Annotated in this window: 21 protein-coding genes; 13 read left to right on the top strand and 8 right to left on the bottom strand. The window is 66.3% G+C overall.

The window, feature by feature from the left end:
• Positions 1–35 precede the first annotated feature (35 nt).
• Both ACQ4N9_RS10695 and ACQ4N9_RS10690 read left to right on the top strand, forming a co-directional pair.
• Positions 36–479, top strand: a complete 444-nt coding sequence (locus tag ACQ4N9_RS10695; protein WP_390969274.1) for a carboxypeptidase regulatory-like domain-containing protein — start codon at positions 36–38, stop codon at positions 477–479.
• 319 nt (positions 480–798) lie between these two features.
• Positions 799–1,320: an acyloxyacyl hydrolase gene (locus tag ACQ4N9_RS10690; protein WP_390969276.1), complete on the top strand. Its 522-nt coding sequence runs from the start codon at positions 799–801 to the stop codon at positions 1,318–1,320.
• A 31-nt stretch (positions 1,321–1,351) separates the two neighbouring features.
• Here ACQ4N9_RS10690 and ACQ4N9_RS10685 read toward each other — a convergent pair whose 3' ends face one another.
• The 4 genes from ACQ4N9_RS10685 to ACQ4N9_RS10670 all read right to left on the bottom strand — a co-directional run bounded on the left by ACQ4N9_RS10685 (position 1,352) and on the right by ACQ4N9_RS10670 (position 5,726).
• Positions 1,352–2,242 (bottom strand): universal stress protein, encoded by an 891-nt coding sequence (locus ACQ4N9_RS10685; protein WP_390969278.1) that lies wholly within the window; start codon positions 2,240–2,242, stop codon positions 1,352–1,354.
• 274 nt (positions 2,243–2,516) lie between these two features.
• Complete coding sequence (locus ACQ4N9_RS10680) at positions 2,517–3,668, bottom strand: acyl-CoA dehydrogenase family protein (RefSeq protein WP_125858517.1); 1,152 nt, start codon at positions 3,666–3,668, stop codon at positions 2,517–2,519.
• 16 nt (positions 3,669–3,684) lie between these two features.
• Positions 3,685–4,755, bottom strand: a complete 1,071-nt coding sequence (locus ACQ4N9_RS10675; RefSeq protein ID WP_390969280.1) for an enoyl-CoA hydratase/isomerase family protein — start codon at positions 4,753–4,755, stop codon at positions 3,685–3,687.
• A 179-nt stretch (positions 4,756–4,934) separates the two neighbouring features.
• Positions 4,935–5,726, bottom strand: coding sequence for a helix-turn-helix transcriptional regulator (locus tag ACQ4N9_RS10670; protein WP_390969282.1), 792 nt, complete (start codon positions 5,724–5,726; stop codon positions 4,935–4,937).
• Between the two features lie 198 nt (positions 5,727–5,924).
• Here ACQ4N9_RS10670 and ACQ4N9_RS10665 point away from each other — a divergent pair, with 198 nt between their 5' ends.
• Entirely contained in the window at positions 5,925–7,289 is a 1,365-nt protein-coding gene (locus ACQ4N9_RS10665) for an APC family permease (RefSeq protein ID WP_390969284.1), read from the top strand.
• Positions 7,290–7,306: 17 nt separating this feature from the next.
• Positions 7,307–8,422, top strand: coding sequence for a P1 family peptidase (locus ACQ4N9_RS10660; protein WP_390969286.1), 1,116 nt, complete (start codon positions 7,307–7,309; stop codon positions 8,420–8,422).
• A 76-nt stretch (positions 8,423–8,498) separates the two neighbouring features.
• Here ACQ4N9_RS10660 and ACQ4N9_RS10655 read toward each other — a convergent pair whose 3' ends face one another.
• Complete coding sequence (locus ACQ4N9_RS10655; protein ID WP_390969288.1) at positions 8,499–9,827, bottom strand: MFS transporter; 1,329 nt, start codon at positions 9,825–9,827, stop codon at positions 8,499–8,501.
• Between the two features lie 163 nt (positions 9,828–9,990).
• Here ACQ4N9_RS10655 and ACQ4N9_RS10650 point away from each other — a divergent pair, with 163 nt between their 5' ends.
• The 4 genes from ACQ4N9_RS10650 to ACQ4N9_RS10635 all read left to right on the top strand — a co-directional run bounded on the left by ACQ4N9_RS10650 (position 9,991) and on the right by ACQ4N9_RS10635 (position 14,378).
• Positions 9,991–11,088, top strand: coding sequence for a sugar diacid recognition domain-containing protein (locus ACQ4N9_RS10650; RefSeq protein ID WP_347149880.1), 1,098 nt, complete (start codon positions 9,991–9,993; stop codon positions 11,086–11,088).
• A 32-nt stretch (positions 11,089–11,120) separates the two neighbouring features.
• On the top strand, positions 11,121–12,206 hold the full coding sequence (locus ACQ4N9_RS10645; protein WP_390969290.1) for a metal-dependent hydrolase: 1,086 nt from the start codon (positions 11,121–11,123) through the stop codon (positions 12,204–12,206).
• A 67-nt stretch (positions 12,207–12,273) separates the two neighbouring features.
• Positions 12,274–13,185: a LysR family transcriptional regulator gene (locus ACQ4N9_RS10640; protein ID WP_390969292.1), complete on the top strand. Its 912-nt coding sequence runs from the start codon at positions 12,274–12,276 to the stop codon at positions 13,183–13,185.
• A 212-nt stretch (positions 13,186–13,397) separates the two neighbouring features.
• Entirely contained in the window at positions 13,398–14,378 is a 981-nt protein-coding gene (locus ACQ4N9_RS10635; RefSeq protein WP_390969294.1) for an LLM class flavin-dependent oxidoreductase, read from the top strand.
• Between the two features lie 126 nt (positions 14,379–14,504).
• Here the strand turns inward: ACQ4N9_RS10635 and ACQ4N9_RS10630 are convergent, their stop codons facing one another.
• The 3 genes from ACQ4N9_RS10630 to ACQ4N9_RS10620 form a co-directional block, all read right to left on the bottom strand.
• Entirely contained in the window at positions 14,505–15,602 is a 1,098-nt protein-coding gene (locus tag ACQ4N9_RS10630; protein WP_390969296.1) for an alkene reductase, read from the bottom strand.
• Positions 15,603–15,711: 109 nt separating this feature from the next.
• Positions 15,712–16,584, bottom strand: a complete 873-nt coding sequence (locus ACQ4N9_RS10625; protein WP_390969298.1) for a phosphate/phosphite/phosphonate ABC transporter substrate-binding protein — start codon at positions 16,582–16,584, stop codon at positions 15,712–15,714.
• Complete coding sequence (locus ACQ4N9_RS10620; RefSeq protein ID WP_390969299.1) at positions 16,572–18,896, bottom strand: putative bifunctional diguanylate cyclase/phosphodiesterase; 2,325 nt, start codon at positions 18,894–18,896, stop codon at positions 16,572–16,574. The genes ACQ4N9_RS10625 and ACQ4N9_RS10620 overlap by 13 nt, the downstream gene beginning before the upstream one ends.
• 679 nt (positions 18,897–19,575) lie before the next feature.
• Here ACQ4N9_RS10620 and ACQ4N9_RS10615 point away from each other — a divergent pair.
• From ACQ4N9_RS10615 to ACQ4N9_RS10595, 5 genes are read left to right on the top strand one after another with little or no spacing between them, the layout of a single operon-like run.
• Positions 19,576–22,407: a xanthine dehydrogenase family protein molybdopterin-binding subunit gene (locus ACQ4N9_RS10615; protein ID WP_390969301.1), complete on the top strand. Its 2,832-nt coding sequence runs from the start codon at positions 19,576–19,578 to the stop codon at positions 22,405–22,407.
• A complete protein-coding gene (locus tag ACQ4N9_RS10610; RefSeq protein WP_110992682.1) occupies positions 22,400–22,939 on the top strand; it encodes a (2Fe-2S)-binding protein in 540 nt (179 codons plus the stop codon). Before ACQ4N9_RS10615 ends, ACQ4N9_RS10610 begins: the two co-directional genes overlap by 8 nt.
• Before the next feature lie 2 nt (positions 22,940–22,941).
• Positions 22,942–24,153 (top strand): c-type cytochrome, encoded by a 1,212-nt coding sequence (locus ACQ4N9_RS10605; RefSeq protein ID WP_390969303.1) that lies wholly within the window; start codon positions 22,942–22,944, stop codon positions 24,151–24,153.
• 1 nt (position 24,154) lies between these two features.
• Complete coding sequence (locus ACQ4N9_RS10600; RefSeq protein ID WP_390969305.1) at positions 24,155–25,126, top strand: XdhC family protein; 972 nt, start codon at positions 24,155–24,157, stop codon at positions 25,124–25,126.
• A complete protein-coding gene (locus tag ACQ4N9_RS10595; protein WP_390969307.1) occupies positions 25,123–25,686 on the top strand; it encodes a nucleotidyltransferase family protein in 564 nt (187 codons plus the stop codon). Before ACQ4N9_RS10600 ends, ACQ4N9_RS10595 begins: the two co-directional genes overlap by 4 nt.
• The last annotated feature ends 64 nt before the right edge of the window (positions 25,687–25,750 follow it).

Genomic DNA, 25,750 nt, shown 5'->3' with positions numbered 1-25,750 from the left:
CTGTGTAGACCATCCCTCCAAGGGAGGAATGCACCATGCGTACTCATCACTACGGGCTTTGCGCGGCATTGCTGGTAAGCCTGGCCATGCCCTGGACCTTGGCTGCCGCCGCCGACCTCAACGCCCCCATCGACCCACAAGCCGTGCAACTGCAGCCGCAGGAGCAAAACGGTATCCGCTACCTGCAGGGCGGCATTGGCCAGGACGAGGCCAACGCCTTGCGCCGTACCCCCGGCTACGACCTGCACATCACCCTGTCCACCGGTGCCGAAGGCAAGTTCCAGAGCGGCGCCGCGCTGGACATCCAGTCTGCCCAAGGCAAGTCGGTGCTGGCCTTGCAGGACGTCGGGCCACTGATCTTCGTGCAACTGCCACCTGGGCACTACCGGGTGACTGGCAATGCCGACGGCCAAAGCGTGCAGCAGCAGGTCAATGTTGACGGCAAGTCGCCGGCACGGGTGGACCTGAACTGGCGTTGAGCGGTAAAGAGTACAAATGTGCCCATGGCCGTGGAGAGACGCTGATAAACCTCTTGAGTCCCTCCACGCCTCGCCAGCGGCGGTTGCTGGGCGAGCATGAAGAGTCGATCCATGACTGAACATGGCGCTGGCCAGTAGTGGCAAAGTACTTCCAACCTGTGGCGTGTTCAGACAATAATCAAGAAAACTATTACCACTTGTGACCTGGTTGGATGCACCAGCTCACAGGTGCATAACGAGGGGCCCAAGCCCCCATTCGCCGCAGGCCTGCGCAGGTCAGGCCGGGCCTGTTCGTGAAGACCCTCAGGAGTAGTCATTGATGAGCACCCGTCTTGCCAGTTCCCTGGCCGCTTTCGTGCTGGCGTTCGCTGGCGCCAACCTGGCCCAGGCCGCACAGCTGTCCGGCGCAGTCGGCGCCACCAGCCAGGGCGACATGACCTACCGTCTCGGAGCGTCGTTCGACTGGGACAAGCGTTGGCTGGAAAGCAGTGCAGGCCACCTGACGGGTTATTGGGATGCGGCCTACACCTACTGGGAAGGTGGCGACTACAGCGGCGCCCACTCGCTGTCACTCAGCCCGGTGTTCGTCTATGAGTTCAGCGGCTTCACCTATACCCCGTTCATCGAGGCCGGCATCGGCCTGGCGGCGTTCTCCAAGACTGAGGTCGGCGACCAGCGCCTGGGCTCTGCGGTCAACTTCGAAGATCGCATCGGCTTTGGCCTGAAACTGCCGGCTGATCAGAAGATCGGCATCCGCGCCATGCATTACTCCAATGCCGGCATCAAGCAGCCCAACGACGGCATCGAGTCGTACTCGCTGTTCTACAGCAAGGGCTTCTGAGCCACCGCGGGGCAAGCCAATTTGCCCCCGGTCAGCGCACCGCCTTGATCGCCAGCACGTTGCACAGCGGGTGCTCCAGCAGGTGCGACGTCGTCCCGCCGAGGAAGGTGTGCAGCGCATCATGCCGGTGAGTGCCCATGACGATCACGTCGATGCGGCTGTGGCTGACGTACTGGGCGATTGCCTTGATCGCCGGCCCTTCGAGGAAATGCCTGCGCTCCAGGGCGATCTCATAGTGATCGCCCAGGCGGTTGAACGCCGCACGCTGGGCGGCGCGTACGCTGCCCTCGAAGCCGGGCATGGTCACGGTGCCGGCGCCGAAGTCGGCGATATGGGTTTTTGTCGCGTCGCACACGTGCAGCAGGTGCAGCTCGGCGTTGCACTGCAGGGCCAGGGCGTGGGCGCTGCGGAACACCTGGTCGTCCAGGTGCTCGCCGGCGCCGTGCAGGTTGAGGTCGACCGCTGCGGCGATCTGGCGGGGCAGGGGCAGGCGGACATCGCTGACCAGGTGCACGGCCACCGGGCTGTCCTTGAGCAGTTGCCAGTCCAGTGGCGTGACCAGCAGGCGTTTGAGCACCGGTTCGTGCTGCACGTCCTTGACCAGCAGGTCGCAGCCCAGGCGTTCGATCTGTTCCATGGCGCTGCCCAGCGGGTCGCGGGTCAGCAGCAGTTCGGTCGACACATCCAGCCCGTTGTCGGACAGTTGCTCCTTCGCATCCGCCAGCCATTGCCGGTTATCGGCGAGCAGCCGTTCGCGCTCGCGGCCATCGCTCATCAGCCCGAAGGTATCGACGTCGTCGACGAATACATTGATATCCAGCAGGGCCCCGCTGGACTCGGCCAGTGCCGCGGCCCGTTGCAGGGCAGGGCTGTAGCGCATCTGCGGGCCGAGCATGACGAACAAACGCTTGAACTGGCTCATCGCACACCTCCACGTGTGGCAGCCCCCCGTTCAGGTTTGGCCCGGACCGTGCGCTGCGGTGCGGGTGTAGTGCGTTTAGTCTAGCCGTTGTGTTGATGAGCAGGTGGGAGCAACTGCCTGGCACTGTTTGTATCGGCCTTATCGCCGGCAAGCCGGCTCCCACAGTGACAGCGATGAACTCAAGGAATGCGCTGTACCTGTGGGAGCCGGCTTGCCGGCGATGAGGCCAGAACAAGCAACACAAGGCAGAGACTTCAACCTGGATGCAATGGCATCAAATCGGGTAGTGCTTCAACTCCCGCGCAATCAGCATGCGCTGGATCTCGCTAGACCCTTCGTAGATCTGGGTAATCCGCGCATCGCGGTAGTACTTCTCTACCGGGTAGTCCTCCAGGTAGCCGTACCCACCATGCACCTGGATCGCCATCGAGCACACCCGCTCAGCCATTTCCGAGGCGAACAACTTGGCCTGGGAGGCCTCCGACAAACACGGCTTGCCGGCCGTGCGCAGCCGCGCGGCATGCAGGATCAGCAGGCGCGCAGCGTTGATCTGCACCTGCATGTCGGCCAGCAGGTTGGCAATGCTCTGGTGCTCGTTGATCGGCTTGCCGAACTGGATGCGGTCGCGGGAATACAACAGCGCCGCCTCGAACGCCGCACGGGCGATGCCCAGGGCCTGGGCGGCGATGCCGATGCGCCCGCCTTCGAGGTTGGACAGGGCGATTGCCAGCCCCTTGCCACGCTCACCCAGCAGGTTGGCGGCAGGGATACGGCAGTTGTCCAGGGTGACCGCGCAGGTGTCGGAGGCGCGGATCCCCATCTTGTGTTCGCTGCGGTCGACCTTGAACCCTGGGTTGTCGGTGGGTACCAGGAACGCCGACAGGCCTTTCTTGCCCAGCTCCGGGTCGGTCACCGCGAACACGATGGCCAACTTGGCGCGGCGGGCGTTGCTGACGAACTGCTTGGCGCCGTTGATCACCCACTGGCCATCGACCAGCTCGGCGCGGGTGCGCAGGTTGTGGGCTTCGGAACCCGCCTGGGGTTCGGTCAGGCAGAAGCAGCCGATCACTTCACCGCTGGCCAGCTTCGGCAGCCAGGCCTGTTGTTGCTCAGGGTTGCCGTAGGCCAGCAGCGGGCCGCAGCCCACCGAGTTGTGAATGCTCATCAGCGCCCCGATGGCGCCGTCACCGGCCGAGATTTCCTCCACCGCCAGGGCATAGGCGACATAGTCGGTGTAGCTGCCGCCGAACTGTTCCGGGGCGACCATGCCGAGCAGGCCCAGCTCGCCCATCTTGCGCACCACTTCGTCATCGATCCAGCCGGCCTTTTCCCAGGCCTGGGCGTGGGGCGCGATCTCGCCACGGGCGAAATCCCGCGCCATGTCGCGGATCATGATCTGTTCTTCGCTCAGTTCCAGGTCTTGCATCTGCGTACCCCCGGCCTTACAGGCCTTCGAAGAATTGGTCGACCCGCTGGGTATTGAGCGCCGCCAGGGTCGGCGGGTTCCAGCGCGGTTGCTTGTCCTTGTCGATGATCAGGGCGCGCACGCCCTCGATGAGGTCGCCGTGGTCGAACCACTGGCGGTCGATGTGCAGCTCCATGGCGAAGCAGTCTTCCAGCGCCAGGTGGCGGCCACGGCGCAACAGCTCCAGGGTCACGGCCATGGCCAGCGGCGAGCGGGTCTGTAGCAGGTCGGCGGTGTCCAGCGCCCATTGGTGGCTGTCACCGATGCTCACCGCGCGCAGCTGCTCGAGGATGCTGGGCAGGTCAGGCAGGGCGAAGAAGTGGTCGATCACCGGGCGCAGCCTGGCCAGCGGCGCATCGCCCAGGGTCTGGGTGCCAAGCCGCGCGAGCAGGCCTTGCAGGTCCTTGAGCGGGTGGTCGCCGAATGCCAGGCGGTCGAGCCCCTCATCCAGGGCGGCCAGTTTGTCGCTGTCCAGGTACCAGTCGGCGAGGCCGCAGTACAAGGCGTCGGCGGCCTTTATCTGGGTGCCGCTGACGCCCAGGTAGATACCCAGCTCGCCGGGCACGCGCGGCAGGAAGTAGCTGCCACCGACATCGGGGAAGTAGCCGATGCCCACTTCGGGCATCCCCAGGCGGCTGCGCTCGGTGACGATACGCAGGTCGCAGCCCTGGGCCAGGCCCATGCCACCGCCCAGGGTGAAGCCGTCCATCAGCACCATGACCGGCTTGCGGTAGCGGTGGATGCACAGGTCGAGGGCGTATTCCTCTTCGAAGAAGTCCAGGTGCAGGCGCTGGCCGGCCTTGTAGCTGTCATGCAGCGAGCGGATGTCGCCACCGGCGCAGAAGCCCTTCGGCCCTTCGCCGCGCAGCACCACGGCCTGCACGTCGGCGTCCTGGGCCCAGCGATGCAGGTGTTTTTGCAGGCTGCGGACCATGTCGAGGGTGAGGGCATTGAGGCCGGCGGGGCGGTTGAGGGTGAGGTGGCCGATATGGTTACGGACCTCGGCCAGTACATGATCCGTTGCCGAGGTGTGAGCGTGCGCGGTCATCGCGTTCTCCCTGCTTTGTTATTGATTTTCCAAGTGAAGCCTGGAATGCGCGGGCGGGTCGCAGGATCCTGTCATGCGAATTTGCCTTGCACAATTGGCAAATCTGCAGGCTTAGGCTGCATTTTTGCCTTGGGTGTGCGCCTTCTGGCCGGGCTGGTTTCACTTTAACCCGTTGGCCTTCAAGGATCCTGCGGATCATGCCCCAGCGATTGCAGGAACAACGAAAACAACTCCGACTGCGAGGAAATATCCAGCTTGGCGTACAGGTGCCGCCGATGCACCTTGACCGTCTCCGGCGAGATCGCCAGCCGTTCGGCCATGGCCTTTGACGAATACCCCCGCAACACCAGCCGAGCAATCTCCAGCTCGCGCTCCGACAGCACCTTGGCACCGAACAGGCTCATGGCATCGCGCACCTGGCTGGCCATTGCCGGGGCCGGGCGCTGGCTTTGCTGTTGCCAGTGCTGGCCGAGCAGCGCCAGCACCCACGGGCAGACCATCACCAGCACGCCATGCTGCGCCGCCGCGAAGCGCTGGCGGCTGCCCAGCGACAGCGACAGGGCGCCGCTGTCGCCCAGTTGCACGATGAACTGCATTTCGTCTTCCAGCACATGGTCGTGGAAGTAGGTGAGGTAGTACTCGCTTTGGCGGAACTGGTCCGGCGCCACTTCTTCCAGGCGGTGCAGGCCAGCGCCGATGCCTTCCTGGCAGGCCTGGTAGAAGGGGTCGAGCTGGTACAGCCCGCTCAGGTACAGGGCCATGGCCTCGGGGTTGCCCTCGCCGCGGGCATCGAAGATCTCCAGCGCCCGCGGCAGGCCGGCGCGCGGGTAGAACATCGCCAGGGCATTGTCGAACGGCACCCAGTGCTGCAACAGCAGCATCAACTGGCGCCAGAAGCGCGGCTGGCCGAGCTGCTCGAGGGTGCGGGCCAGGCCCGCGTGGGCGCTGGCTTCGGTGAACAGGTTGTGCATGCGAGGGCTCTTGTGGGAGCGGGTTCACCCGCGAAAAGGGCCACGCAGTCTTGGAATTTTTCTGTCATCCAGTCAAGGGGCGTACCCCCATAGGGTAATTGGCGCCCACCGCCCACCCGCCTACAGTCCAGCCAGGTCCAGCGGCCGCACGACCCCGGTTTTGCCCTCACTACCAATAACAATCAGAGGAAAAACGCCATGAGCTCCAGCGAAGTGCACGCGAGCGCACTCAAGCAGCGCCTGGGTATGCCCGATGTGGTCGCCATCACCGTTTCGGCAGTCACCCCAGCCAGTTCCGTGTTCGTCATCGCCCCGTTCGCCATCCAGCAGGCCGGCAGCGGCGCGTTCCTGTCCTTTCTCATGGCGGCGCTGCTGGCCCTGATGTTCGCCTGGTGCTACGCCGAGCTGGGTCGCGCCCACAGCACCGCCGGCGGTGAGTACGTGTACGCCAAGCGGGTGTTCGGCGGGCTGGCGGGCTATGCCACCTTCCTCACCGTGCTGGCCTCGATGCTGTTCATCCCACCGGTGCTGGCGGCCGGCGCCGCCACCTACCTCAATAACGCCCTGGGCACAGGCTTCGATACCCAGAGCGTGGCCCTGGTGATTGTGGTCGCCAGCTATGCCCTGGGCATTCTCAATATTCGCCTCAATGCCTGGATCACCGGGCTTTTCCTGATCTGCGAGGTGGCCGCGTTGCTGGTGATCGTCGCCCTGGGTTTTGGCAATGCCAGCCAACCGGCGGCCAGCCTGCTGCAGCCGCAGGTGCTGGAGCAGGGCGCCCTGGTGGCGGCCCCCTGGGCGCTGGTGCTGGGCGCGGTAGGCATGGCGCTGTTCGCCTTCAACGGCTACGGCGGCGCGGTGCTGCTGGCCGAAGACATGAAGGACGGCGGGCGCACCGTGCACCGGGCGGTGCTGTGGTCGCTGGTCGTGGTGGTGGCCATCGAAGTCATCCCGCTGGCTGCACTGCTAATCGGTGCGCCGTCGCTTGACGCGATGCTGGCCAGCGGCGACCCGATCGGCTACCTGCTGACCACCCATGGCAACCAAACCCTGGCACGGCTGGTCAGCGCCGGGATCTTCCTGTCGGTGTTCAATGCCATCGTCGCCATCGTCATCCAGGTTGGCCGGGTGGTGTACAGCAGCGGCCGCGATGCCATCTGGACACCGGCCCTCAACCGCGCCTTCACCGTGATCCACCCGCGCTGGGAATCGCCGTGGCTGGCCACGTTGTTCCTGGCCATCCCCTCGGCCCTGCTGAGCCTGTCCGGCAGCCTCGAAGAGCTGACCTCGTTCACCGTGCTGTTGCTGCTGCTGATCTACCTGGTGGTGGCCGCCTGCGCCCTGTGCAGCCGGGTGCTGCGTCGCGACCGCGAACACCCGTACCGCATGCCGCTGTGGCCCTTGCCGGCGCTGCTGGCCGTGAGCGGCGCCGGCTGGCTGCTGGTGACCCTGCTGCAACAGGCCTCGCTGCGCGACCTGCTGATCCTGCTCGGGCTGCTGGCGGTGTCGGTCATCCTCTACAGCACCCACGGCCGGCTCAGCCCGACCTTCCAGAAATTGTGAGCATCCAAGGAGTAAACATGCGTGCGCGTCAATTGGGCATTACCCTCGGCCACGGCACCCCGGGCCCGTTCAATGCCATTACCGATGTGCCGGGCGTGCGGGTTGGCCACAGCACCCTGCTGGACGAACAACGCCCGGCGCCGATCCGCACCGGGGTGACCGTGATCGAGCCGCGCCCCGGTGCCGCGCGTCTGGAACCGTGCTTTGCCGGCTGTCATGTGCTTAACGGCAATGGCGATGCCACCGGCCTTGAGTGGATCCGCGAGGCGGGCCTTTTGACCACGCCGATCGCCATTACCAACACCCACAGCGTTGGCGTGGTGCGCGATGCACTGATCGCTGCCGAGCGTGAGCGTTTGGCGGATGACGCCGTGTACTGGTGCATGCCGGTGGTGATGGAAACCTACGACGGGCTGCTCAACGATATCTGGGGCCAGCACGTGACTCCGTTGCAGGTGCGCCAGGCGTTGGACAACGCCGCACCCGGCGCGGTTACCGAAGGCCCGGTGGGCGGCGGCACCGGGATGATCTGCCACGAGTTCAAGGGCGGTATCGGCACCGCCTCGCGGCAGTTGCCAGCGCAGCAGGGCGGCTGGACGGTCGGGGCGTTGGTGCAGGCCAACCACGGCCAGCGCCAGGAGTTGCGCATCGATGGCTACCCAGTGGGGCGCCAGCTTGGGCACCTGCCGTCGCCCTTCGCCGAGCGTGAACAGGGCACGCCGGGAATGGGCTCGATCGTGGTGGTGATCGCCACCGATGCGCCGTTGCTGCCGCACCAATGCCAGCGCCTGGCGCAACGGGCGTCGATCGGGATTGCCCGCACCGGTGGCGGTACCGAGGACTCCAGTGGCGATATCTTCCTGGCGTTCTCCACCGGTAATCAGGGCCTGCCGCCAGCTGACTACGGGCGCAAGGAGCTGGCCCAATGCACGCAGGTGCGCATGCTCAACAACGACCATATCTCGGCGCTGTTCATGGCGGCGGCGGAGGCGGTGGAGGAGGCGATTGTCAATGCGCTGCTGGCAGGAAGGGCGATGGTCGGCAAGGGCGGGGCGGTGGTGCCGGGGCTCGATGGCGACACACTGCTGACTGCCCTGCATGAGGCAGGGTGGAAAGCGCAGGCCCGGCATTGAAAGCATCGCGGGGCAAGCCCGCTCCCACGCTGGAGTCCTGGAGCGTGGGAGCGGGCTTGCCCCGCGATCGGGTTTGCTAGCGAGCGCGGGCGAACGCGGGATTACCCGAGCGCGAAACCCGCAGCGCCACCAGGCTACCCAGTACGATCAAGCCTGCCAGGGCATACAGCGCCGCATCGGTCGACCCGGTCTGGTCCTTGATGAACCCGACCAGGTACGGGCTGAGGAAGCCCGCCATCTGCCCGACCGAGTTGATCACCGCCAACCCCGCCACGGCGGTACCGGCGCTAAGCAGCGCGGTCGGCATCGGCCAGAACATCGGCAGGCCGGTCAGCGCACCCATGGTGGCGATCGACAGGCCGAGGATGGCGATGGTCGGCTGAGCGGCGAAGTTGACCGCGATCAGCAGGCCCAGGGCGCCCATCAGCATCGGCACGACCAAATGCCAGCGCCGCTCGTTACGCAGGTCTGCCGAGCGGCCCACCAGAATCATGAACACCCCGGCCAGCAGGTACGGAATGGCGCTCAGCCAGCCGATCAGCAGCGGGTTGTCGAAGCCCATGTTCTTGATGATCGACGGCAGCCAGAAGTTGATGGCATACACGCCGCTCTGGATGCAGAAGTAGACGAAGCCGAAGGTCCAGATCAACGGGTTGGTCAGCACGGCGAGCACGCCGTCACCGCTGGTGGCCGGTTTGCTCGCCGCATCGGCCGCCAGGTCTGCCTCGATCAGCTGGCGCTGCGCCGGGCTCAGCCAAGGCGCTTTCTGGTAGCCATCGCTAAGCAGCACGATGGCCAGCGCACCCAGTGCCACGGTCGGCAGGCCCTGGATCAGGAACATCCACTGCCAACCGGCCAGGCCACCCTGGCCTGCCGCGAAGTGCTGCAGGATCCAGCCGGAGAACGGCCCGCCCAGCAGGCCGGACACCGGGATCGCCGACATGAACAGGGCCATGATCCGGCCGCGGCGCGCCGCCGGGAACCAGCGCGAAAGGTACAGCACCACGCCGGGGAAGAAGCCCGCCTCGGCGGCGCCGGTGAGCAGGCGCAAGGTATAGAACTCGGTGGGGGTGGTGACGAACAGCAGGCAGGTACTCAGGCTGCCCCAGGCGATCATCATCAGCGCGATCCAGCGCCGCGGGCCGAAGCGGTTGAGCGCCAGGTTGCTGGGCAGGCCGCATAGCACGTAGCCGATGAAGAAGATACCGGCGCCAAGGCCGTACACGGTTTCGCTGAATTTGAGCGCGTCGAGCATCTGCAGCTTGGCGAAGCCGACGTTGACGCGGTCCAGGTAGTTGAACAGGTAGCAGATGAAAATGAACGGAATCAGCCGCAGGGTGATGCGCCGGTACAGCGCGTTGCGGGTGACGTCGTTGCCTTGGTCAGGGGCGGGGCTGTGTGCCATGATCGGGTTCTCTTTTGTTATGGTTGTCACCGCGTCGCCTGTTTCGGCGCTCGCCCTGACGAGTCTCGGGGAGTGTAGCGCCACTGTCTTTGTGCTTTTGCACAGCCCCAGCCACAGCCTGCTGTGCCGCCGACCAACCCCAGGCAACCCTAAGGACCTGCACATGTTCGAACTGGACCACGACCTGGCCCAGGACATCGTCGACCGGGCGATGGCCATCCTGCCGTGCAACGTCAACGTGATGGACAGCCAGGGGCTGATCCTCGGCAGCGGCGAGCCGGAACGCATCAACACCCGCCACGAAGGCGCCCAGCTGGTACTGGCCAACGGGCGGATCGTCGAGCTCGACGTAGAAGCGGCGAAGTGCCTGAAGGGTGTGCAGCCCGGGGTCAACCTGCCGCTGATGCTCGATGACCGGCTGATCGGCGTGCTCGGCCTGACCGGCGACCCGCAGCAACTGCGCACCTACGCCGAGCTGGTGCGCATGACCGCCGAAATGCTCCTGGCCCAGCGCCATTTGCAGGTGGAGCAGCAATGGCGCCGCCAGCGTTGCGACGACCTGCTGGCCCTGCTGCTCGGCGGCAGCGGCGAATCCCCCCGGCTGGTCGATGAGGCCCAGCAGCTCGGGCTCAAACCCAACCTGCCACGCATTCCCTGCCTGTTCGAATTGCAGGCCGGCCCCCCGGCCGAAGCCTTGTCGGCCTGGCTGATGAGCCGCTATCCCGACAGCTGGTGTGTAAGCCCCGCCCGCCAATCGCTGCTATGGTGCCGCCCGGCCAACGTGGCGCTGGACGAGCCGCGCTTGCTGGAGCGCCTGCAACGTCATGGCTGGGTGGTCGAGCGCCTGGCCCTGGGCAGCCCGGCGCAAAGCCTGGAGCAGCTGCGCCGCGGCTACCGGCGGGTGCGCGACCTGCTGGCCTACGGGCGCGAAGTGCTGCCAGGCGAGCGCCTGCTGTCGCTGGCCCGCTACCGCCTGCCGGCGCTGCTCTGGCGCCACCGCAACGACGATGCCCTGGACGAGCTGCTCGAACCCTTGCTGCGCGTGCGCGCCAAGGATGCCAGCGGCCAGCTGCTGGCCACGCTGCGCGCCTGGTGCGCCCATGACGGGCAGAGCCAGGCCTGCGCCGATGCCTTAGGCATTCACCGCAACAGCCTGCGCTACCGGCTGGAGCGCATCGCCGAGCTGGGCGAAGTCGATCCGCTGCGCCTGGAAGGCATGCTCAGCCTGTACCTGGGCTTGCAGCTGTTACCCGCAGACTGAGTGCTGCACCGTGTTTTTCATGGAGATATGCATTGGATTCACTGACGCAAGCCGTACTCGGCGCCGCCCTGCAAGGCGCTGTGCTGGGCCGTATTCAAGGTCGCCGTTCACTGTTTTACGGCGCCGCCCTGGCCACCTTGCCAGACCTCGACGTGCTGATCCGCTACGCCGACCCGGTGTCGCAGATGACCTTCCACCGCGGCTTTTCCCATTCGCTGTTCGTCCTTACCGGGCTTGCGCTGTTGATGGCCTGGACGGTCGCCTGGCTGGGGCAGCGCTACTGGCCGCACAAGGGCTACCGCTGGCCGCGATTGTTCCTGGCGTTCTGGCTGGTGCTGATCACCCACCCGATCCTCGATGCGTTCACGGTGTATGGCACCCAGTTGCTCTGGCCCTTGCAGCCCACGCCGCAAAGCTGGGCAGCGGTGTTCATCATCGACCCGGTGTACACCGTACCGTTGTTGCTGGCGGTGCTGTACGCAGCGTTCAAGGGCCTGCAGGGCAGGGCGGTCGGCGTGCTGTCCCTGGCGTTGGCGTTCAGCACGGTTTACCTGGGCTTTGGCCTGGCCGGGCGCATGGCCGCCGAGCAGCGCTTCAGCCAGGCATTGGCGCAGCAGGGCATCGTTGCCAGCGAGGTACGCGCGGTGCCGATGGCGTTCAACAGCCTGGTCTGGCGGGTGTTGGCGAAAACCCCGGATGGCGATTACTACGAAGGCGTAAGTAGCCTGTTCGACCGTGAGCCGCCCGAGATGCTGCGCCAGCCGCGCAACCTCGAGGCCGGCAAGGTGCTGACAAGCGTGCCGCTGCACGAGCGCCTGCGCTGGTTCACTGGCGACTGGCTGCGTTACGACGTGGTCGGCGACGCGCTGGTGGTCACCGACCTGCGCATGGGCGTGCCGGGCAACTACAGTTTCCGCTTCCAGATGGCCCAGCGTGACGCTGCCGGCCAATGGCAGGTGATTCAGCCCCGGGGCTGGATCGGCGGCGGTGCGGCCTCGCTGTTCGATGGCGCCAAGCTGAGCCTGATCTGGCGGCGCATCCTCGACCAGCAGCCACCCTTGCCGCTGGCGGCCTGGGCCAGCCAGTCGCTGGGGCATGCCGCCGAGGCCGGGCGCTGAGGGCGGCGGCCTTGCAATCTGCGGTTGCGCACCCATTTAGCTGGCTTGTCTTGTTCGGGAATACAGCATGGAACCCAACCGCTTCGGCGATATCGCTGCCTTCGTCAGCGCCGTGAAGGCCGGCAGTTTCACCGCTGCCGCCGCCAGCCTGGGCCTGACTCGTTCGGCAGTGGGCAAGAGCATCGCCCGGCTGGAAGCCCGCATGGCGGTGCGGCTGCTCAACCGCACCACGCGCAAGCTGAGCCTGACCGACGAAGGGCTGGTGGCCTTCGAGCGCTGGCGGCAGATCCTCGACGACCTCGATGAAGTCGAGTCGACCATGGCCCAGCGCCGGGGCCAGCCCACCGGCACCTTGCGCCTGACTGCGCCGTTGTCGTTCGGCCAGCGCCATGTGCTGCCGATCCTCGACCGCTACCTCAAGCTGTGGCCCGAGCTGCGCGCCGATATCCGCTTTACCGACCGCTTCGTCGACCTGGTCGAGGAGGGCGTCGACGTGGCGGTGCGCATCGGCGCGCCGAAAGAGGACTCGCAATTGCTGACCCGCACCGTGGCCTGGCAGCAGTTCGTCACCTGTGCCTCGCCCGACTACCTGCAGCGCCACGGCACGCCGCAGGTGCCGGCTGATTTGTACGGGCATGACAAGATCGCCTTCCTGGCCGGTGAAAAGTCCAGCCCGTGGCGTTTTCGCACCGACGCCGGGCTGCACCTGTGCGAGGAGCCGGGGCGGCTGAACATCGACAGCTCCGAGGCGATGCTCGATGGCGCGCGAGCGGGGTTCGGGCTGATTCACCTGCCGACTTACATCACCGGCGATGACCTGCGCGCCGGGACGCTGGTCGAAGTGCTGCACGACTATCGCCCGCCGGCCGACCCGATCCGCATCGTCTACCCCAGCAAGCGGCATCTTTCGCCACGGGTGCGCGGCTTCATCGATCTGCTGGTCGAAAGCTGGCAGCCCGGGGTGCCCTGGGAGACCTGATCTGGGCCACTGGCCTCATCGCTGGCAAGCCAGCTCCCACAACAAGGATCATTGTTTCCCTGTGGGAGCTGGCTTGCCAGCGATGAGGCCCCTCAAGCAAACCCTGCCTTTTGGGGAATTCAAGGCCCCAGTCCCGGGCCGGCCACCGGGTTTATCTCCCCGCACCCACCCCGGACACTCTGCTGTCACGCAAAATCCCTCAGGAGCCCCCCATGACAGCCCTGTCCGTACTGGACCTGGTCATGATCGGCGAAGGCAAGACCTACGCCGACGCGATCGAAGAAACCCGCCAGCTTGCCCGCCACGTCGAACAGCACGGCTACCGCCGCTACTGGATCGCCGAACACCACGACATGCCCGGCATCGGTTCTGCCGCCACGTCGCTTGTGATCAACGAAGTCGCCAACGCCACCCGGCAGATCCGCGTCGGCGCTGGCGGCATCATGCTGCCCAACCATGCGCCGCTGGTGGTGGCCGAGCAGTTCGGCACCCTCGACACCTTGCACCCCGGGCGCATTGACCTGGGCCTGGGCCGCGCCCCCGGTACCTCCGGCCCGACCGTACGCGCCTTGCGCGGCGCGGCGCCCGAGCGCGACTTTGAAACCGACATCGGCGAGCTGCGCGACTACCTCGCCGACAACGGCCAGCGCCCGGTGCGCGGCGTGCCCGGGCAGCATGACGTGCCGATCTGGATCCTCGGCTCCAGCCTGTTCGGCGCCGATCTTGCGGCCAGGCTCGGTTTGCCCTACGCCTTCGCTTCGCATTTCGCGCCGCGCTACCTGCTGCAGGCCGTCGCCCATTACCGCGCCAATTTCAAACCCTCGGCGCAACTGGCCAGGCCCTATGTGATGGTGGGGGTGAACATCTTCGCTGCCGGCAGCGATGCCGAAGCCGACTACCTGGCCAGTTCGCACCGCCAGTGGATGCTCGACCTGCATGTGGGCCGTTACGGGCTGTTGCCCAAACCTCAAGAGGGGTATGTCGAAGGCCTGCCTGGCCATGAGCGGGCCGTGCTGGAGCAGGTGATGGCCTGCACCATCGCCGGTGGGCCGCAGCGGGTGAGGGAAGGCTTGCGCTCGCTGATCGAACAGACCGGGGCGGATGAACTGATGATCGATTGCCGGATCCATGATCCGCTGGCGCGGCAGCGCTCGCATGCTCTGGCAGCCAGTGCACTGGCGTCATTGGCCTGAGGCTGAGGCCGGCGGTCCAGCTGGAAATCTGGTTGGCCGCATCGCGGGGCAAGCCCGCTCCCACAATGTTTGGATTGCCCCAAACTTCGTGGGAGCGGGCTTGCCCCGCGATGAGGCCCGAACAGTCTATGCCTGGCGCAGGAACGGATAATCCGTATACCCTTCAGCCCCATTGGCATAGTCGAACTGCGCCCGATGCGCGTTCAGCGGCGCCTGCTGCTGCAGCCGTTCGACCAGATCCGGGTTGGCAATGAACGCCCGGCCAAAGGCCACCGCATCGATCAAGCCGCGCGCGAGCAAGTCTTCGGCCTTCTCGGCGGTGTAGGCGCCCGCAGCGACGATCACCCCGGGATAGGCAGCGCGAATCGCCTCTCGGAACTCATCGCGCAGCGGCTTGCCACCGGTCCAGTCCGGCTCGGACAGGTGCAGGTAGGCCAGGTTGCGCTTGGCCAGTTCGCCGATCAGGTACAGGCCGGCGGCCTCCTGGTCTTCACCGTTGTCGATGCCATTGAATCCGCCCAGCGGGAAGACGCGGATACCCACGCGCTCGGCGCTCCAACGGGCAATCGCGGCATCGACCGCTTCGAGCACGATGCGCGCACGGTTTTCCACGCAGCCGCCGTAACGGTCGTCGCGGGTGTTGGCGCTGGGGGTCAGGAACTGGTGCAGCAGGTAACCGTGGGCCGCATGCAGCTCGATGAAATCGAAGCCGGCTTCGCGGGCGTTGGCCGCCGCCTGGCCAAAGTCGGCGACGATGCCGGCGATCTCGGCTTCGCTCAGAGCGCGCGGGGTCGAGGTGTCGACACGGATGAGGTGGCTGTTCTCGTCGCGCAGCGTGGTGCGCGCATTGGCCGGTAAGGCAGAAGGCGCCACCGGTGCTGCGCCACCCGGCTGCAGCGAGGTGTGCGAGACGCGCCCGGTGTGCCACACCTGCACCGCGCTGTGCCCGCCGCGTTGGTGGATGGCCTGGTTGACCTGGCGCCAGCCGGCGATCTGCTCGGCGGTGTGGATGCCGGGCGAACCGGAATAGCCCTTGGCCTGGAACGAGATCTGCGTGGCTTCGCTGATGATCAGCCCAGCGCTGGCACGCTGGCCGTAGTACTCGGCCATCATCGCGGTCGGCACGTCGCCCGGCTCCAGGCTGCGCAGGCGGGTGAGAGGGGCCATGAAGACCCGGTTGGGCAGGGTCAGAGGGCCGAGTTTGAGAGGTTCGAACAGTTTCATTGAGGGCTCCATCGCAAGTGCTAGACGATGGCGCGCACGATACCGAGGTGATTGGGGAAAGGGGCTCCCGATACCCCCGCGTAACGCTCCCCAATGCATCGCAAAGGCATCAAGGATGCAATGTCGGCGCCATCATTCGCTCAAGCCCCGCGTAATCCTTGTGCCCCACCGGCACCAGCCCGGTGGCGTCCTGGGACGCCACGAACCCGGCCAGTGCCTTGGGGTCATCGAGCATCGCCCGGCGCAGGCGTTGCTTCAGCGCCGGGCACAGGTTGGCGCTGAACACGTAGGGGTCGTAGCGGATTGGCGCCGAGCGCCACAGCACGCGCAGCTTTGCCGGGTCGACAGCGTGGCTGGCCAGGTAGGCGTCGGCCCGCTCGCTGGCGACAAAGGCGGCATCGACCCGCCCTTCGAGCAGCGCATCGAGTGCCTTGTCATGGTTGCCGGCGTACACCAGCGCCGCGAAGTAACGCGGCAGCGGGGTGCTGACCAGGGCGGCGAACTCGACGCTGGGCACCAGGCTGCCCGAAGTGCTGGCCGGGTCACTCAGCGCAACCCGCGTGCCGCGCACGGCGTTGAGGCTGGTCGGGCCGTCGGCGCGGGTCAGCAGCAGCGCCTGGTAATGGTTGCCCGCCGGGGTGTAGGTGCCAGCGGCGAGGGTGTAGGTGGCGAACGGCTCGATGCGCCGGTCACGCTGGCGGGCGAGGATATAGGACGCCGGGCCCAGCCGGGCGATGTCGGCGCCGCCGGACACGATGGCATCCACCACGCTTTCATAGGAGGCGCTGATCACCAGCTCCACCGGCACGCCGGCGGCCTTGCTCAGGCGCTCGACCAGCGGCTGGTGCTCGCGGGTCATGGCTTCGACGTTTTTGATCGGGATCACCGCCAGGCGCAGGCTGTGGGGCGTGCAGTTGGCCAGCGCGGGGCCTGCCAGCAACTGCGCCAGCGCCAGGGCGCCGAGGGATTTCAGTACACGCATGCCTTGTCCTCGTTGCCGATGAAGGGGGGGTATTCGTGCAACTGGGCCGGCGACAGCGGCCGGCTGAAATGGTAGCCCTGGGCGATGTCGCAGCCGGCGAGCTTCAGGCACACCACCTGCTCGCGGGTCTCGACGCCCTCGGCCACCACTTCCAGGCCCAGGCGCTTGGCCAGGATGATGGTCGAAGACACGATCGGGCTGTCGTCGTAGCTGTTGCACAGCGGCGCGATCAGCGAGCGGTCGATCTTCAGCCTGGACAGCGGCAGTGCCTGCAGATGGGCAAACCCTGCATAGCCGCGGCCGAAGTCGTCCAGGCTGATACCGATGCCGGCGGCGCGCAGGCGGTGCAGGTGCTCCACCGCAGTGCCCTGGGGTTCGAGCACGGTGGTTTCGGTGATCTCCAGCTCCAGGCGCTGGGGGGCGATGCCGTAGTAATCGAGCTCGGCCAACAGCCGAGCGCTGAAGTCGCCCTGGCGCAGTTGCAGCGCCGACACATTGACCGCCAAGTGCGCGGTCTGATCGCGGGCAGCCCAGCGTGCCAGCTCCTCGCAGGCCAGGCGCAGGACCTCCCAGCCCAGTTCGACGATGAACCCGCTGCGCTCGGCCAGGCCGATGAAACGGTCGGGGTAGAGCAGGCCGAACTGCGGATGGTCCCAGCGCACCAGCGCTTCGTAGCCCAGCACCTGCAAGGTGTCGAGGCGGATCTGCGGCTGAAAGTGCAGGACGAACTGACGTTCGCTCAGGGCGCTGCCAAAAGCCTGCTCGAGGGTGAACGCCTGGATGTCGGAGAGGTTCAGCGACGGGTCGAAGAAGCGGTACTGGGCACGCCCGGCCTGCTTGGCCGAGTACATGGCGGCGTCGGCGCAGCGGATCAGCGCGTCGATGTCCTGGCCGTCGCGGGGGCAGATGCTCACGCCCACGCTGGGGCTGGTGTTGACCTCCTGGCCGTCGAGGGCGTAGGTGGCCGAGAGTTTCTCCACCAGGGCACGCACCCAGCCGTCGATCTGCTCCTCGCTGCGCTCGCCGGCCAGCAGCACCACGAACTCGTCGCCGCCAAAGCGCGAGGCCTCGTCGCCCGGCTCCAGCAGGCGCTGGATACGCCCGGCCACGGCCTGTAGCAGCAGGTCGCCGATCTTGTGCCCGAGGGAGTCGTTGATCGACTTGAAGCGGTCCATGTCGATGAACAGGATGGCCAGCAACCGGCGCTTGCCGCGCTGGCGGGTGAGCGCCTGGGCGGCCACCTCGACGAACTGGCGGCGATTGTGCAGGCCGCTCAAGTGGTCGGTGGCGGCGGCATGGCTGCTGCGCCGGTGCTCGTCTTCGAGGCGGCCGATCAGTTGCTGGTTGACCTGCTGCGCGTACTCGAGCTCGGCGAAGGCCTCCTGACGTTTGTGCAGCAGGCGCAGGCCCCAGGCCAGGCTGGTGAGGATCAGCAGGGTCATGCTCAGGTTCAGCCAGAACTGGCGATTGGTGGTGCGGCTGGCGGGGGCGAGGATTTCGTCCTGGCGCTGGCTGACCATCACGCTGAAACCGCGCTCGGGCATGCGCCGGTACAGGCTCTGGAAGGCGCCGTCGAGGCTGTACTGGGTGAGCTGGCCGGCGTCTTCGCCGCTGCCCGGCAGCCCGGGTACCAAGGTCTGGCCGGCCACCACCACGCCGCTGCTGTCGATGCGCAGGCGCTCCTGGCCGTCGTCCTGCAGCAGGCGCACCAGGCCGCTGCGGCCCAGGTCGATGTGCTGGAACAGTACCGCCAGGTAGCCGATGTCCAGCTGTACCACGAGGATGTTGTCGATCTCGCGGCCCGGCAGGTCGGTCAGCGGCAGCAGGAACGGCAGGCGCCAGTTGGGCAGGGTACTGTTGCCCGCCGGCAGGGCGCGGGGCAGGAAGGCTTTGAAACCGTACTGCCCGACATGGCGCTTGAGCTGGTCGAGCCAGGCCTCGGGCAGTTGCTCGGGCTCGTCGGCATGGCTGGAGGAGAGCAGTCGGCCATGGCGGTCGTACAGGCTCATGCGCTTGAACACCGGGTCTTCGGCCAGCAGCCGGGCCAGGCTCAGGTTGCCCTGGCGCAGGCGCTTCATGTCGTCCTGGGTAACGCGGCCCACGGCCTGGGCGCGGTCCACCAGCTGGCGCAGGTTTTCGCCGACGATGCTTGCCAGATTAAGGTGTTCGGCAGCTTTTGCCGACAGCGCATCCTGGCGCGTGGCGGCCTTCTGGTTGATGTGCAGCCCCCAGAGGAAGGTCAGGGTGACGGCGCACAGCATCAACAGCAGCAGCGGCAACAGCCCTGCGGATGAGAGAGAACGGCGGATCACTGCTGGTTTTCCCCTGCCCTGGGTGAGCGCTGAAAAATACGACAGAAAGATGACAGGGTAATGACTGGTGGCACATTGCCTCATTTGCCTCCACCGAAAAACCGCGTCGTACCAACAAGGCGGACAGTGATGACCCCACAGCAGAGACTGGCCCGAAACAGATGTGGGAGCTGGCTTGCCAGCGATGCGCCGCGCGGGCGGCGCTCGATCTCATAGGCGCTACAAAAACACCGGCAGGCACCTGGTGGCCATTACCCGATTCTGATTACCCAGGGGGAGCCGTGAGGCGCCCAAGGGCCTGTCTTGAAATCGCATGTGGACTATCAGGTGCATGGCGATAGAGGTGCAGCGCTCTCAAGATCGAGCGCCGCCCGCGCGGCGCATCGCTGGCAAGCCAGCTCCCACATCTGTTTCGGGCCAGTTATGCCTGTGAAGGTACCGCTGCTCGCCTTGGTGCATGTCTCAAGTCATGTGAGGCGCCAGTCACAACTGCATGGTCATCACTGTCCGCCTCGCAGTTGAATCGCATCGCGGCACAAGGCGGCTCCTACACTCCAGTGGATGTAACAAGAGTTGTATCTTGACTTGATAGTCAATTTTTGTGATCGTGCGCGCCCTTCGCGCTTCACAAGCACCAGAACAAAGCATGGGCAGCGCCTGACTGCCCAGAGGATCAACCATGTCCAACCGTGAAATTTCCCGGCGTTCGTTCCTGCAAGGCGGGCTGATCGCCGGTGTCGGCGTGACCATGGCGCCGCTTGGCAGCCAGGCCTTCGCCGCCCTGATGGAAGACCGCGTCACCACTTCGCCACAAAAGTGGATGAACCACGACGGCAAGGCGCGTTTCCGTAACGACGCGCTGTCCAAGGTGTGCGGCAATAAGGTATTCGCCCGTGACATCCGCGCCAAGGACATGCCCGGCTGGCCGCAGCAGCAGGGCCACGCCATGCTGCTCAAGGCCACCAAGGCCGACCGCATCTACGCAGGCTACGACCTGTCGCTGCTGGGTGCCGAGCTGCAGCCGGACCGCATCGTCACCGCCGACGACCTGAAGAAGGACGGTATCGCCTGGCCCGAAGCCCACTCGCCAGACCCGCTGCTGCCGCCCGGCCAGGTGCCGATGTTCATCGGCCACCCGGTGGCGATCCTGATCTGGAACGACTTCGAACGCTTCCGCAAGGCCAAGCTCAAGCTGCAGTTCAACGACCAGGCGATCCGCTACGGCGCCCAGGCCCCGCTGTACCAGCGCGACCCTTACGGCAGCTTCCGCTTCGTGCGTGTGGGCGGCAACACGCCGTTCGACGAGGACGAATACTCGAGCCTGAAGAACACCATGCTGTTCCCCACCATCCTCGCCCGCAAACCGGTGTGGACCGCCGAGCCCAAGCAGCACGGCAACCTCACCGAGCAGGGGATGTTCTACGCCCAGCGCATCGATGAGCAGCTCAAGCAGCCGCCGGAAAACTGGCTGCTGTTCGACGAGCGCTACAAGACCCCGTCGATCGAGCCGGCGGCGCTGGAGCCGGACAACGGCAACGGCTGGTACGACCCGGCCACCGGCACCCTGCATTTCGTCGTGGCCACCCAGTGCCCGTTCGAAGTGGCGCAGGAATGCGTGCACATGATCAAGCCGTCGCGCTTCGGCCTGAAGAACCTGAACATGCACCCCGGCTACACCGTGGGCTACGGCTCCAAGGACAACAACATCTTCGTGTTCTACGCCGCCGTCGCTGCCTTGTACGGCGCGGGCGTGCCGATCCGCCTGGCCAACGACCGCTACGAGCAGTTCCAGAGCGGCATCAAGCGCCACCCGTTCGACATCCGCTACCAACTGGCGGTGGACAAGAACGACCTGAGCTTCAAGATCTTCCGCGCCGACATGAGCGTCGACGGCGGCGGGCGCATCAACTACAGCCCGTCGGTGGCGGCAGTGGGTGCCACCGCGGCGCAGTCGATCTACTACATGCCGCAGAACGACCTGTCCGTCACCGCCTACCACTCCCGTGGTGTGGAGGCCGGCTCCATGCGCGGCTACGGCACCCTGCAGAGCATGGCCGCCACCGAGATGATGGTCGACGAGATCGCCGACCGCCTGGGTGTCGATGCCATCGAGCTGCGGCGCAAGAACGCGCTCAAGTCGGGCATGAAGAACACCCAGGGTGCGGTCCCGGCCGGGGCCCTGCGCCTGCACGAGATCCTCGACAAGGCCAGCGCCCATGAGTGGTGGAAAAACCGCCATGAGCGCAAGCGAGCCATGGACGCCAAGGACCACGACAACTGGTATGGCGTGGGCTTTGCCATCACCCAGAAAGACTTTGGCACCGGCTCCGAAGCGCCGATGGCGGCGGTGGAGTTCACGGCCGACGGCCAGATCACCCTGCGCCATATCGGTACCGAGCTGGGCACCGGCATGTCGACCTCGCAGGCCCTGGTGGTCAGCGACTTCCTTGGCCGCGTTGCCGACCAGGTGCAGACCGCCCAGACCGAATGGCCAGAGCTGCAACTGAGCACCAGCGGCAACCCCTACTTGATCAGCCAGGCCGAGCAGGACGCCGCGCTGCGCAACCCGCGCTGGGTCGGCAAGCTGGCTTCGCCGTCGTCGGCGACCAACTCGGCGTTCTACTTCAGCCACGCCACCCGCGAAGCAGCCCGCGTGCTGTTCAACCACGGCCTGTGGCCGGCGGCCATGGCCCTGTGGCGCCAGGGCCCTTATGGCGGCCAGGCCAACCCCCTGGTGGTGCGCCGCGAGAACGCGGTGTGGGTCAACGGTGAGCTGACCGGCAACGGCCTGGCACCGATTCCGTTCGCCACGCTGGCCAAGAAGGCCCATGAAATGGGCCTGGTCACCGGTGTTAGCGTGCACGGCTTCAACCGTTGGAGCTGGGCCGAGGCCGACTTCGTCATCGACGGCGTGCGCGAGCGCCTGCCGCTCGATGCCCTGGCGGTCAAGTACGGCGACGGCGCGGTGAACGCCAAGAAGGCGCAGATGAACAGCGCCGGCTTCCACCTGCTCGACCGGCAGAACGCCGTGTACCCGGCCACCCAGCTGAACAACGCCATGGTCACCTACTACAGCCCGGTGGCGACCATCGTCGAAGTGAAGGTGAACAAGGGCAGTGGCGAAGTGAGCGTGCTCAACCACCACAGCTGGGTCGAGTGCGGCCGGGTGCTGGTGCCCGAGCTGGTCAAGGGCCAGCTCGAAGGCGGCATCGCCATGGGCATCGGCCACGCCTTGCTGGAAGAAATGCCGTTGTACGAGGGTGGCCCGGGTGAGGGCGACTGGAACTTCAACCGCTACCGCCTGCCGATGGCCAAGCATGTGGCGGTCTGGAAGCAGACCTCGGAGATTTTGCCGCCGTTGTCGCCCACCGACCCGTCCAAGGGCATCGCCGAAGTGGTGATGATTCCGGTGGTCGGCGCCATCGGCAACGCCGTGGCCCATGCCATCGGCAAGCGTGTCCGCGACCTGCCCATCACCCCCGCCCGCGTCAAGGAGGCCCTCAATGGCTGACCGCAAGCTGCAACTGACCCTCAACGGTCAACCTGTCGTCACCGAAGTGGTCCCCGATGACCTGGCGATGCTCGACTACCTGCACGAATACCAGAACCTCACAGGCTCGCGCCTGGGCTGCGGCCAGGGCATCTGCCATGCCTGCGTGGTGATCGTCGACAACCCCGACGGCACCAGCGAGGAAGTGCGCACCTGCATCACCGGCGCGCATTACTTCGAGGGCAAGAAGGTGCGCACCATCGAAGGCCACGCCAAGCGTGACGAGGCCGGCAACCTCACCGAGCTGAACCCGATCCAGCAGAAGTTCGTCGACCGCTTCGCCTTCCAGTGCAGCTACTGCGCCCCGGGCTTCGTCAACGCCGCCACCGTGCTGGTGGAGAAGGCCCAGCGCAAGCCGCTGAAAAAGAGCGAGCTGGAAGACGCCATCGAAGCCAGCCTCGGCCACCATGTGTGCCGCTGCACCGGCTACGTGCGCTACTACGAGGCCACCCGCGATGTGCTGGGCGACCTCGGCCTGGTCAAGGAGGGCTGAGCATGATCCGTGTTTTCAATGGCCTGGCCCTGGCTGTCGGCCTGGTGCTGGCGTGCGGCGCGCAGGCGGCGGATGAGCAACTGGTCAAGCGCGGCGAATACCTCGCCCGCGCGGCCGACTGCATGGCCTGCCACACGGCCGAAGGCGGCGCGCCCTATGCCGGCGGCCTGCCGATCCATTCGCCGTTCGGTACCATCTACGGCACCAACATCACCCCGGACAAGCAGTACGGCATCGGCAACTACAGCACCGACGAATTCTTCGCCGCCCTGACCGAGGGCAAGCGCAAGGATGGCGCCAACCTGTACCCGGCCATGCCCTACACCTCGTACCACCTGGTCAAGCGTGAGGACTCGGACGCCATCCACGCGTACCTGATGACCGTGGCGCCGATCAACCGCCCGGCACCGGAAACCAGCCTGAGCTTCCCGTTCAACGTGCGCACCGGCCTGATGGGCTGGAACATGCTCTATGGCAAGAGCGTGCAACTGGAAGAGGGCAAGGGCAACAGCGAAGCCTGGAAGCGCGGCCAGTACATGGTCGAAGTGCTCGGCCACTGTGGCGAATGCCATACCCCGCGCAATCCGATTGGCGCGCTGCAGCAGGACCAGCGCCTGACCGGCGGCCTGCTGCTGGGCTACCTGGCGCCGAGCCTGCTGGCCAAGGACCTGGCCGAACGCGGCTGGAACCAGGCGGACCTGGCCACCTTCCTCAAGCACGGCATGAGTGCCCAGGGCAGCATGTTCAACGAGATGTACCCGGTGGTGCACCACAGCACCCAGCACCTGGAAGACAGCGACCTGTCGGCCATGGCCACCTACCTGCTGGGTGACCAGCCGCCGGCGGCCAAGGTGATACAGGCGGTGGCCCATGAAACGATGGGCGAAAGCGCCAAGCGCGGTCGCCAGCAGTACCTTAACGTCTGCGCCGGTTGTCACGGCGTCGATGGCGAGGGCAAGCCGCACATCGCCGTGGCCATGCAGGGCAACACGGTGCTGCGCCAGGCCGACTCGCGCAACCTGGTCAAGGCCATCGTCGACGGTATCCGCGAACAGCAGTTCACCGGCTTCGAGCGCATGCAGCCGATGCCGGGCTTCGCCGACAAGCTCGACGACCAGCAGCTGACCGACATGGTCAACTACCTGCGTGAAGCCTGGGGCGGTTTGCCGGGCGACCTGAGCACCCAACAGCTGGCCCAGCTGAAGGCGGACTGACGTGCAGCATCTCGACCTGCAGGTGGTGCAACAGGCGGCGCAGTGGTCGCGTGACGGCTTGCGCGTATGGCTGTGCACCGTGCTCTGCACCTATGGCTCGGCACCCCGTGCGCCGGGCTCGCTGCTGGCCGTGAGCGAGGGCGGGCACTGGGTGGGGTCGCTGTCCGGCGGTTGCGTCGAGGAGGACTTCCTCGAACGCGTTGCCGCCGGCGAGTTCGTCGATGCCGTCAGCGTGGTGCGCTATGGCGACGGCAGCGACACGCGCTCGAACATCCGCCTGCCCTGTGGCGGCATCCTCGATGTGCTGGTCGAGCACCTGCCGGGCGATTGCGACACCCAGGCTCACCTGGCGCAACTGGAGTCGGCGTTGCTGGGCCGGCGCCGCTTGTTGCGCGAGGTGAACCTGCGCAGCGGTGCGCGGCAACTGCACGACGATCTAAGCCAGGGGCCGCGGGTGGAGCAGGGCGAAGCCAGCGTGCGCCTTCGCGTTGGCGCCGCCCAGCGCCTGCTGCTGGCGGGGTATTCGAGCGTTGCGCACTTCTGCGCCGAGTTCGGCAAGGGCCTGGGCTTCGAGGTCGTGCTGTGCGATCCGCGTGACGAGGTGATGGACAACGTGGTGCTCGACGGGATAGAAATCCGCCGGGAACTGCCCTCGCTGTTCATCGCCAACGGTGGCTGCCACCGCGATACGGCGGTGGTGGCGCTCACCCACGACCCGAAGATCGACGACCTGGCCATGCTCGAAGCCGTACAGACCGAAGCTTTCTATATAGGCGTGATGGGCTCACGCGCCACCTCGGAAAAACGCCGTGAACGCCTGCGCCGCATCGGCGGGCTCGGCGATGCCGAGATGGCCCGTATCCACGCACCCATCGGCCTCAACCTGGGCAGCAAGACCCCGGCGGAAATCGCCCTGGCGGTGCTCGCCGATATCCTGCGTACCCGCAGCGGCATTGGCCGCGAGGCCCTGTGACGGTCGTCGCGCTGGTACTGGCGGCGGGGCAGGGCTCGCGCTTTGGCGCCGACAAGCGCCGCGCCGTGCTCGCTGATGGACGCAGCTTGTTGCAGCACAGCGTCGAGCGGGCCCTGGCGGTGTTCGATGAGGTGCGGGTGGTACTGCGCGAAGGAGAGCGTGCCGACATGCTGGGGTTGCCTGGCGCTTGTTGCATCGTCCCTAGCCCCGATGCGGGGTTGGGCATGGGGCACAGCCTGGCGGCCGGTGCTGCTTCGTTGAGTGACTGCGATGCTCAGGCGGTGGCCATCGTGCTGGGGGACATGCCCTGGATCTTGCCGCAAACCTACCGTCGCCTGGTCGAGGCGGCGGATCCGGCAGCCATAGTGGTGCCGCGCTACCAGGGCCAGAACGGCCATCCGGTGCTGTTCGGCCGCGATTATTGGCCTGAGCTGGCCGCGCTGTGCGGTGATGAAGGGGCGCGCTCGGTGCTGCAACGGCACCGTGATCGCGTAAGGGTGTTGGACGTGGACGACGGTGGGGTGTTGCGCGACGTCGATACACCTGCCGCGCTCGACTAGACTGCTTCGGGTCGTTCAAGACCTATCGCGGGGGAAGACCGCTCCCCCACCACAAGCTTTTCCC

This window comes from Pseudomonas sp. ES1 (assembly GCF_050586605.1).
Classification (GTDB): Bacteria; Pseudomonadota; Gammaproteobacteria; order Pseudomonadales; family Pseudomonadaceae; genus Aquipseudomonas; species Aquipseudomonas sichuanensis.
Note: the sequence above shows the minus strand (reverse complement) of the source record. Positions and strands in the feature narration are given on the sequence as shown.

Bases quoted from the DNA above. Each gene is read 5' to 3' on its own strand.
- ACQ4N9_RS10695 (WP_390969274.1), top strand. From the start codon at position 36: ATGCGTACTCATCACTACGGGCTTTGCGCGGCATTGCTGGTAAGCCTG.
- ACQ4N9_RS10690 (WP_390969276.1), top strand. From the start codon at position 799: ATGAGCACCCGTCTTGCCAGTTCCCTGGCCGCTTTCGTGCTGGCGTTC.
- ACQ4N9_RS10685 (WP_390969278.1), bottom strand. From the start codon at position 2,242: ATGAGCCAGTTCAAGCGTTTGTTCGTCATGCTCGGCCCGCAGATGCGC.
- ACQ4N9_RS10680 (WP_125858517.1), bottom strand. From the start codon at position 3,668: ATGCAAGACCTGGAACTGAGCGAAGAACAGATCATGATCCGCGACATG.
- ACQ4N9_RS10675 (WP_390969280.1), bottom strand. From the start codon at position 4,755: ATGACCGCGCACGCTCACACCTCGGCAACGGATCATGTACTGGCCGAG.
- ACQ4N9_RS10670 (WP_390969282.1), bottom strand. From the start codon at position 5,726: ATGCACAACCTGTTCACCGAAGCCAGCGCCCACGCGGGCCTGGCCCGC.
- ACQ4N9_RS10665 (WP_390969284.1), top strand. From the start codon at position 5,925: ATGAGCTCCAGCGAAGTGCACGCGAGCGCACTCAAGCAGCGCCTGGGT.
- ACQ4N9_RS10660 (WP_390969286.1), top strand. From the start codon at position 7,307: ATGCGTGCGCGTCAATTGGGCATTACCCTCGGCCACGGCACCCCGGGC.
- ACQ4N9_RS10655 (WP_390969288.1), bottom strand. From the start codon at position 9,827: ATGGCACACAGCCCCGCCCCTGACCAAGGCAACGACGTCACCCGCAAC.
- ACQ4N9_RS10650 (WP_347149880.1), top strand. From the start codon at position 9,991: ATGTTCGAACTGGACCACGACCTGGCCCAGGACATCGTCGACCGGGCG.
- ACQ4N9_RS10640 (WP_390969292.1), top strand. From the start codon at position 12,274: ATGGAACCCAACCGCTTCGGCGATATCGCTGCCTTCGTCAGCGCCGTG.
- ACQ4N9_RS10635 (WP_390969294.1), top strand. From the start codon at position 13,398: ATGACAGCCCTGTCCGTACTGGACCTGGTCATGATCGGCGAAGGCAAG.
- ACQ4N9_RS10630 (WP_390969296.1), bottom strand. From the start codon at position 15,602: ATGAAACTGTTCGAACCTCTCAAACTCGGCCCTCTGACCCTGCCCAAC.
- ACQ4N9_RS10625 (WP_390969298.1), bottom strand. From the start codon at position 16,584: ATGCGTGTACTGAAATCCCTCGGCGCCCTGGCGCTGGCGCAGTTGCTG.
- ACQ4N9_RS10615 (WP_390969301.1), top strand. From the start codon at position 19,576: ATGTCCAACCGTGAAATTTCCCGGCGTTCGTTCCTGCAAGGCGGGCTG.
- ACQ4N9_RS10610 (WP_110992682.1), top strand. From the start codon at position 22,400: ATGGCTGACCGCAAGCTGCAACTGACCCTCAACGGTCAACCTGTCGTC.
- ACQ4N9_RS10605 (WP_390969303.1), top strand. From the start codon at position 22,942: ATGATCCGTGTTTTCAATGGCCTGGCCCTGGCTGTCGGCCTGGTGCTG.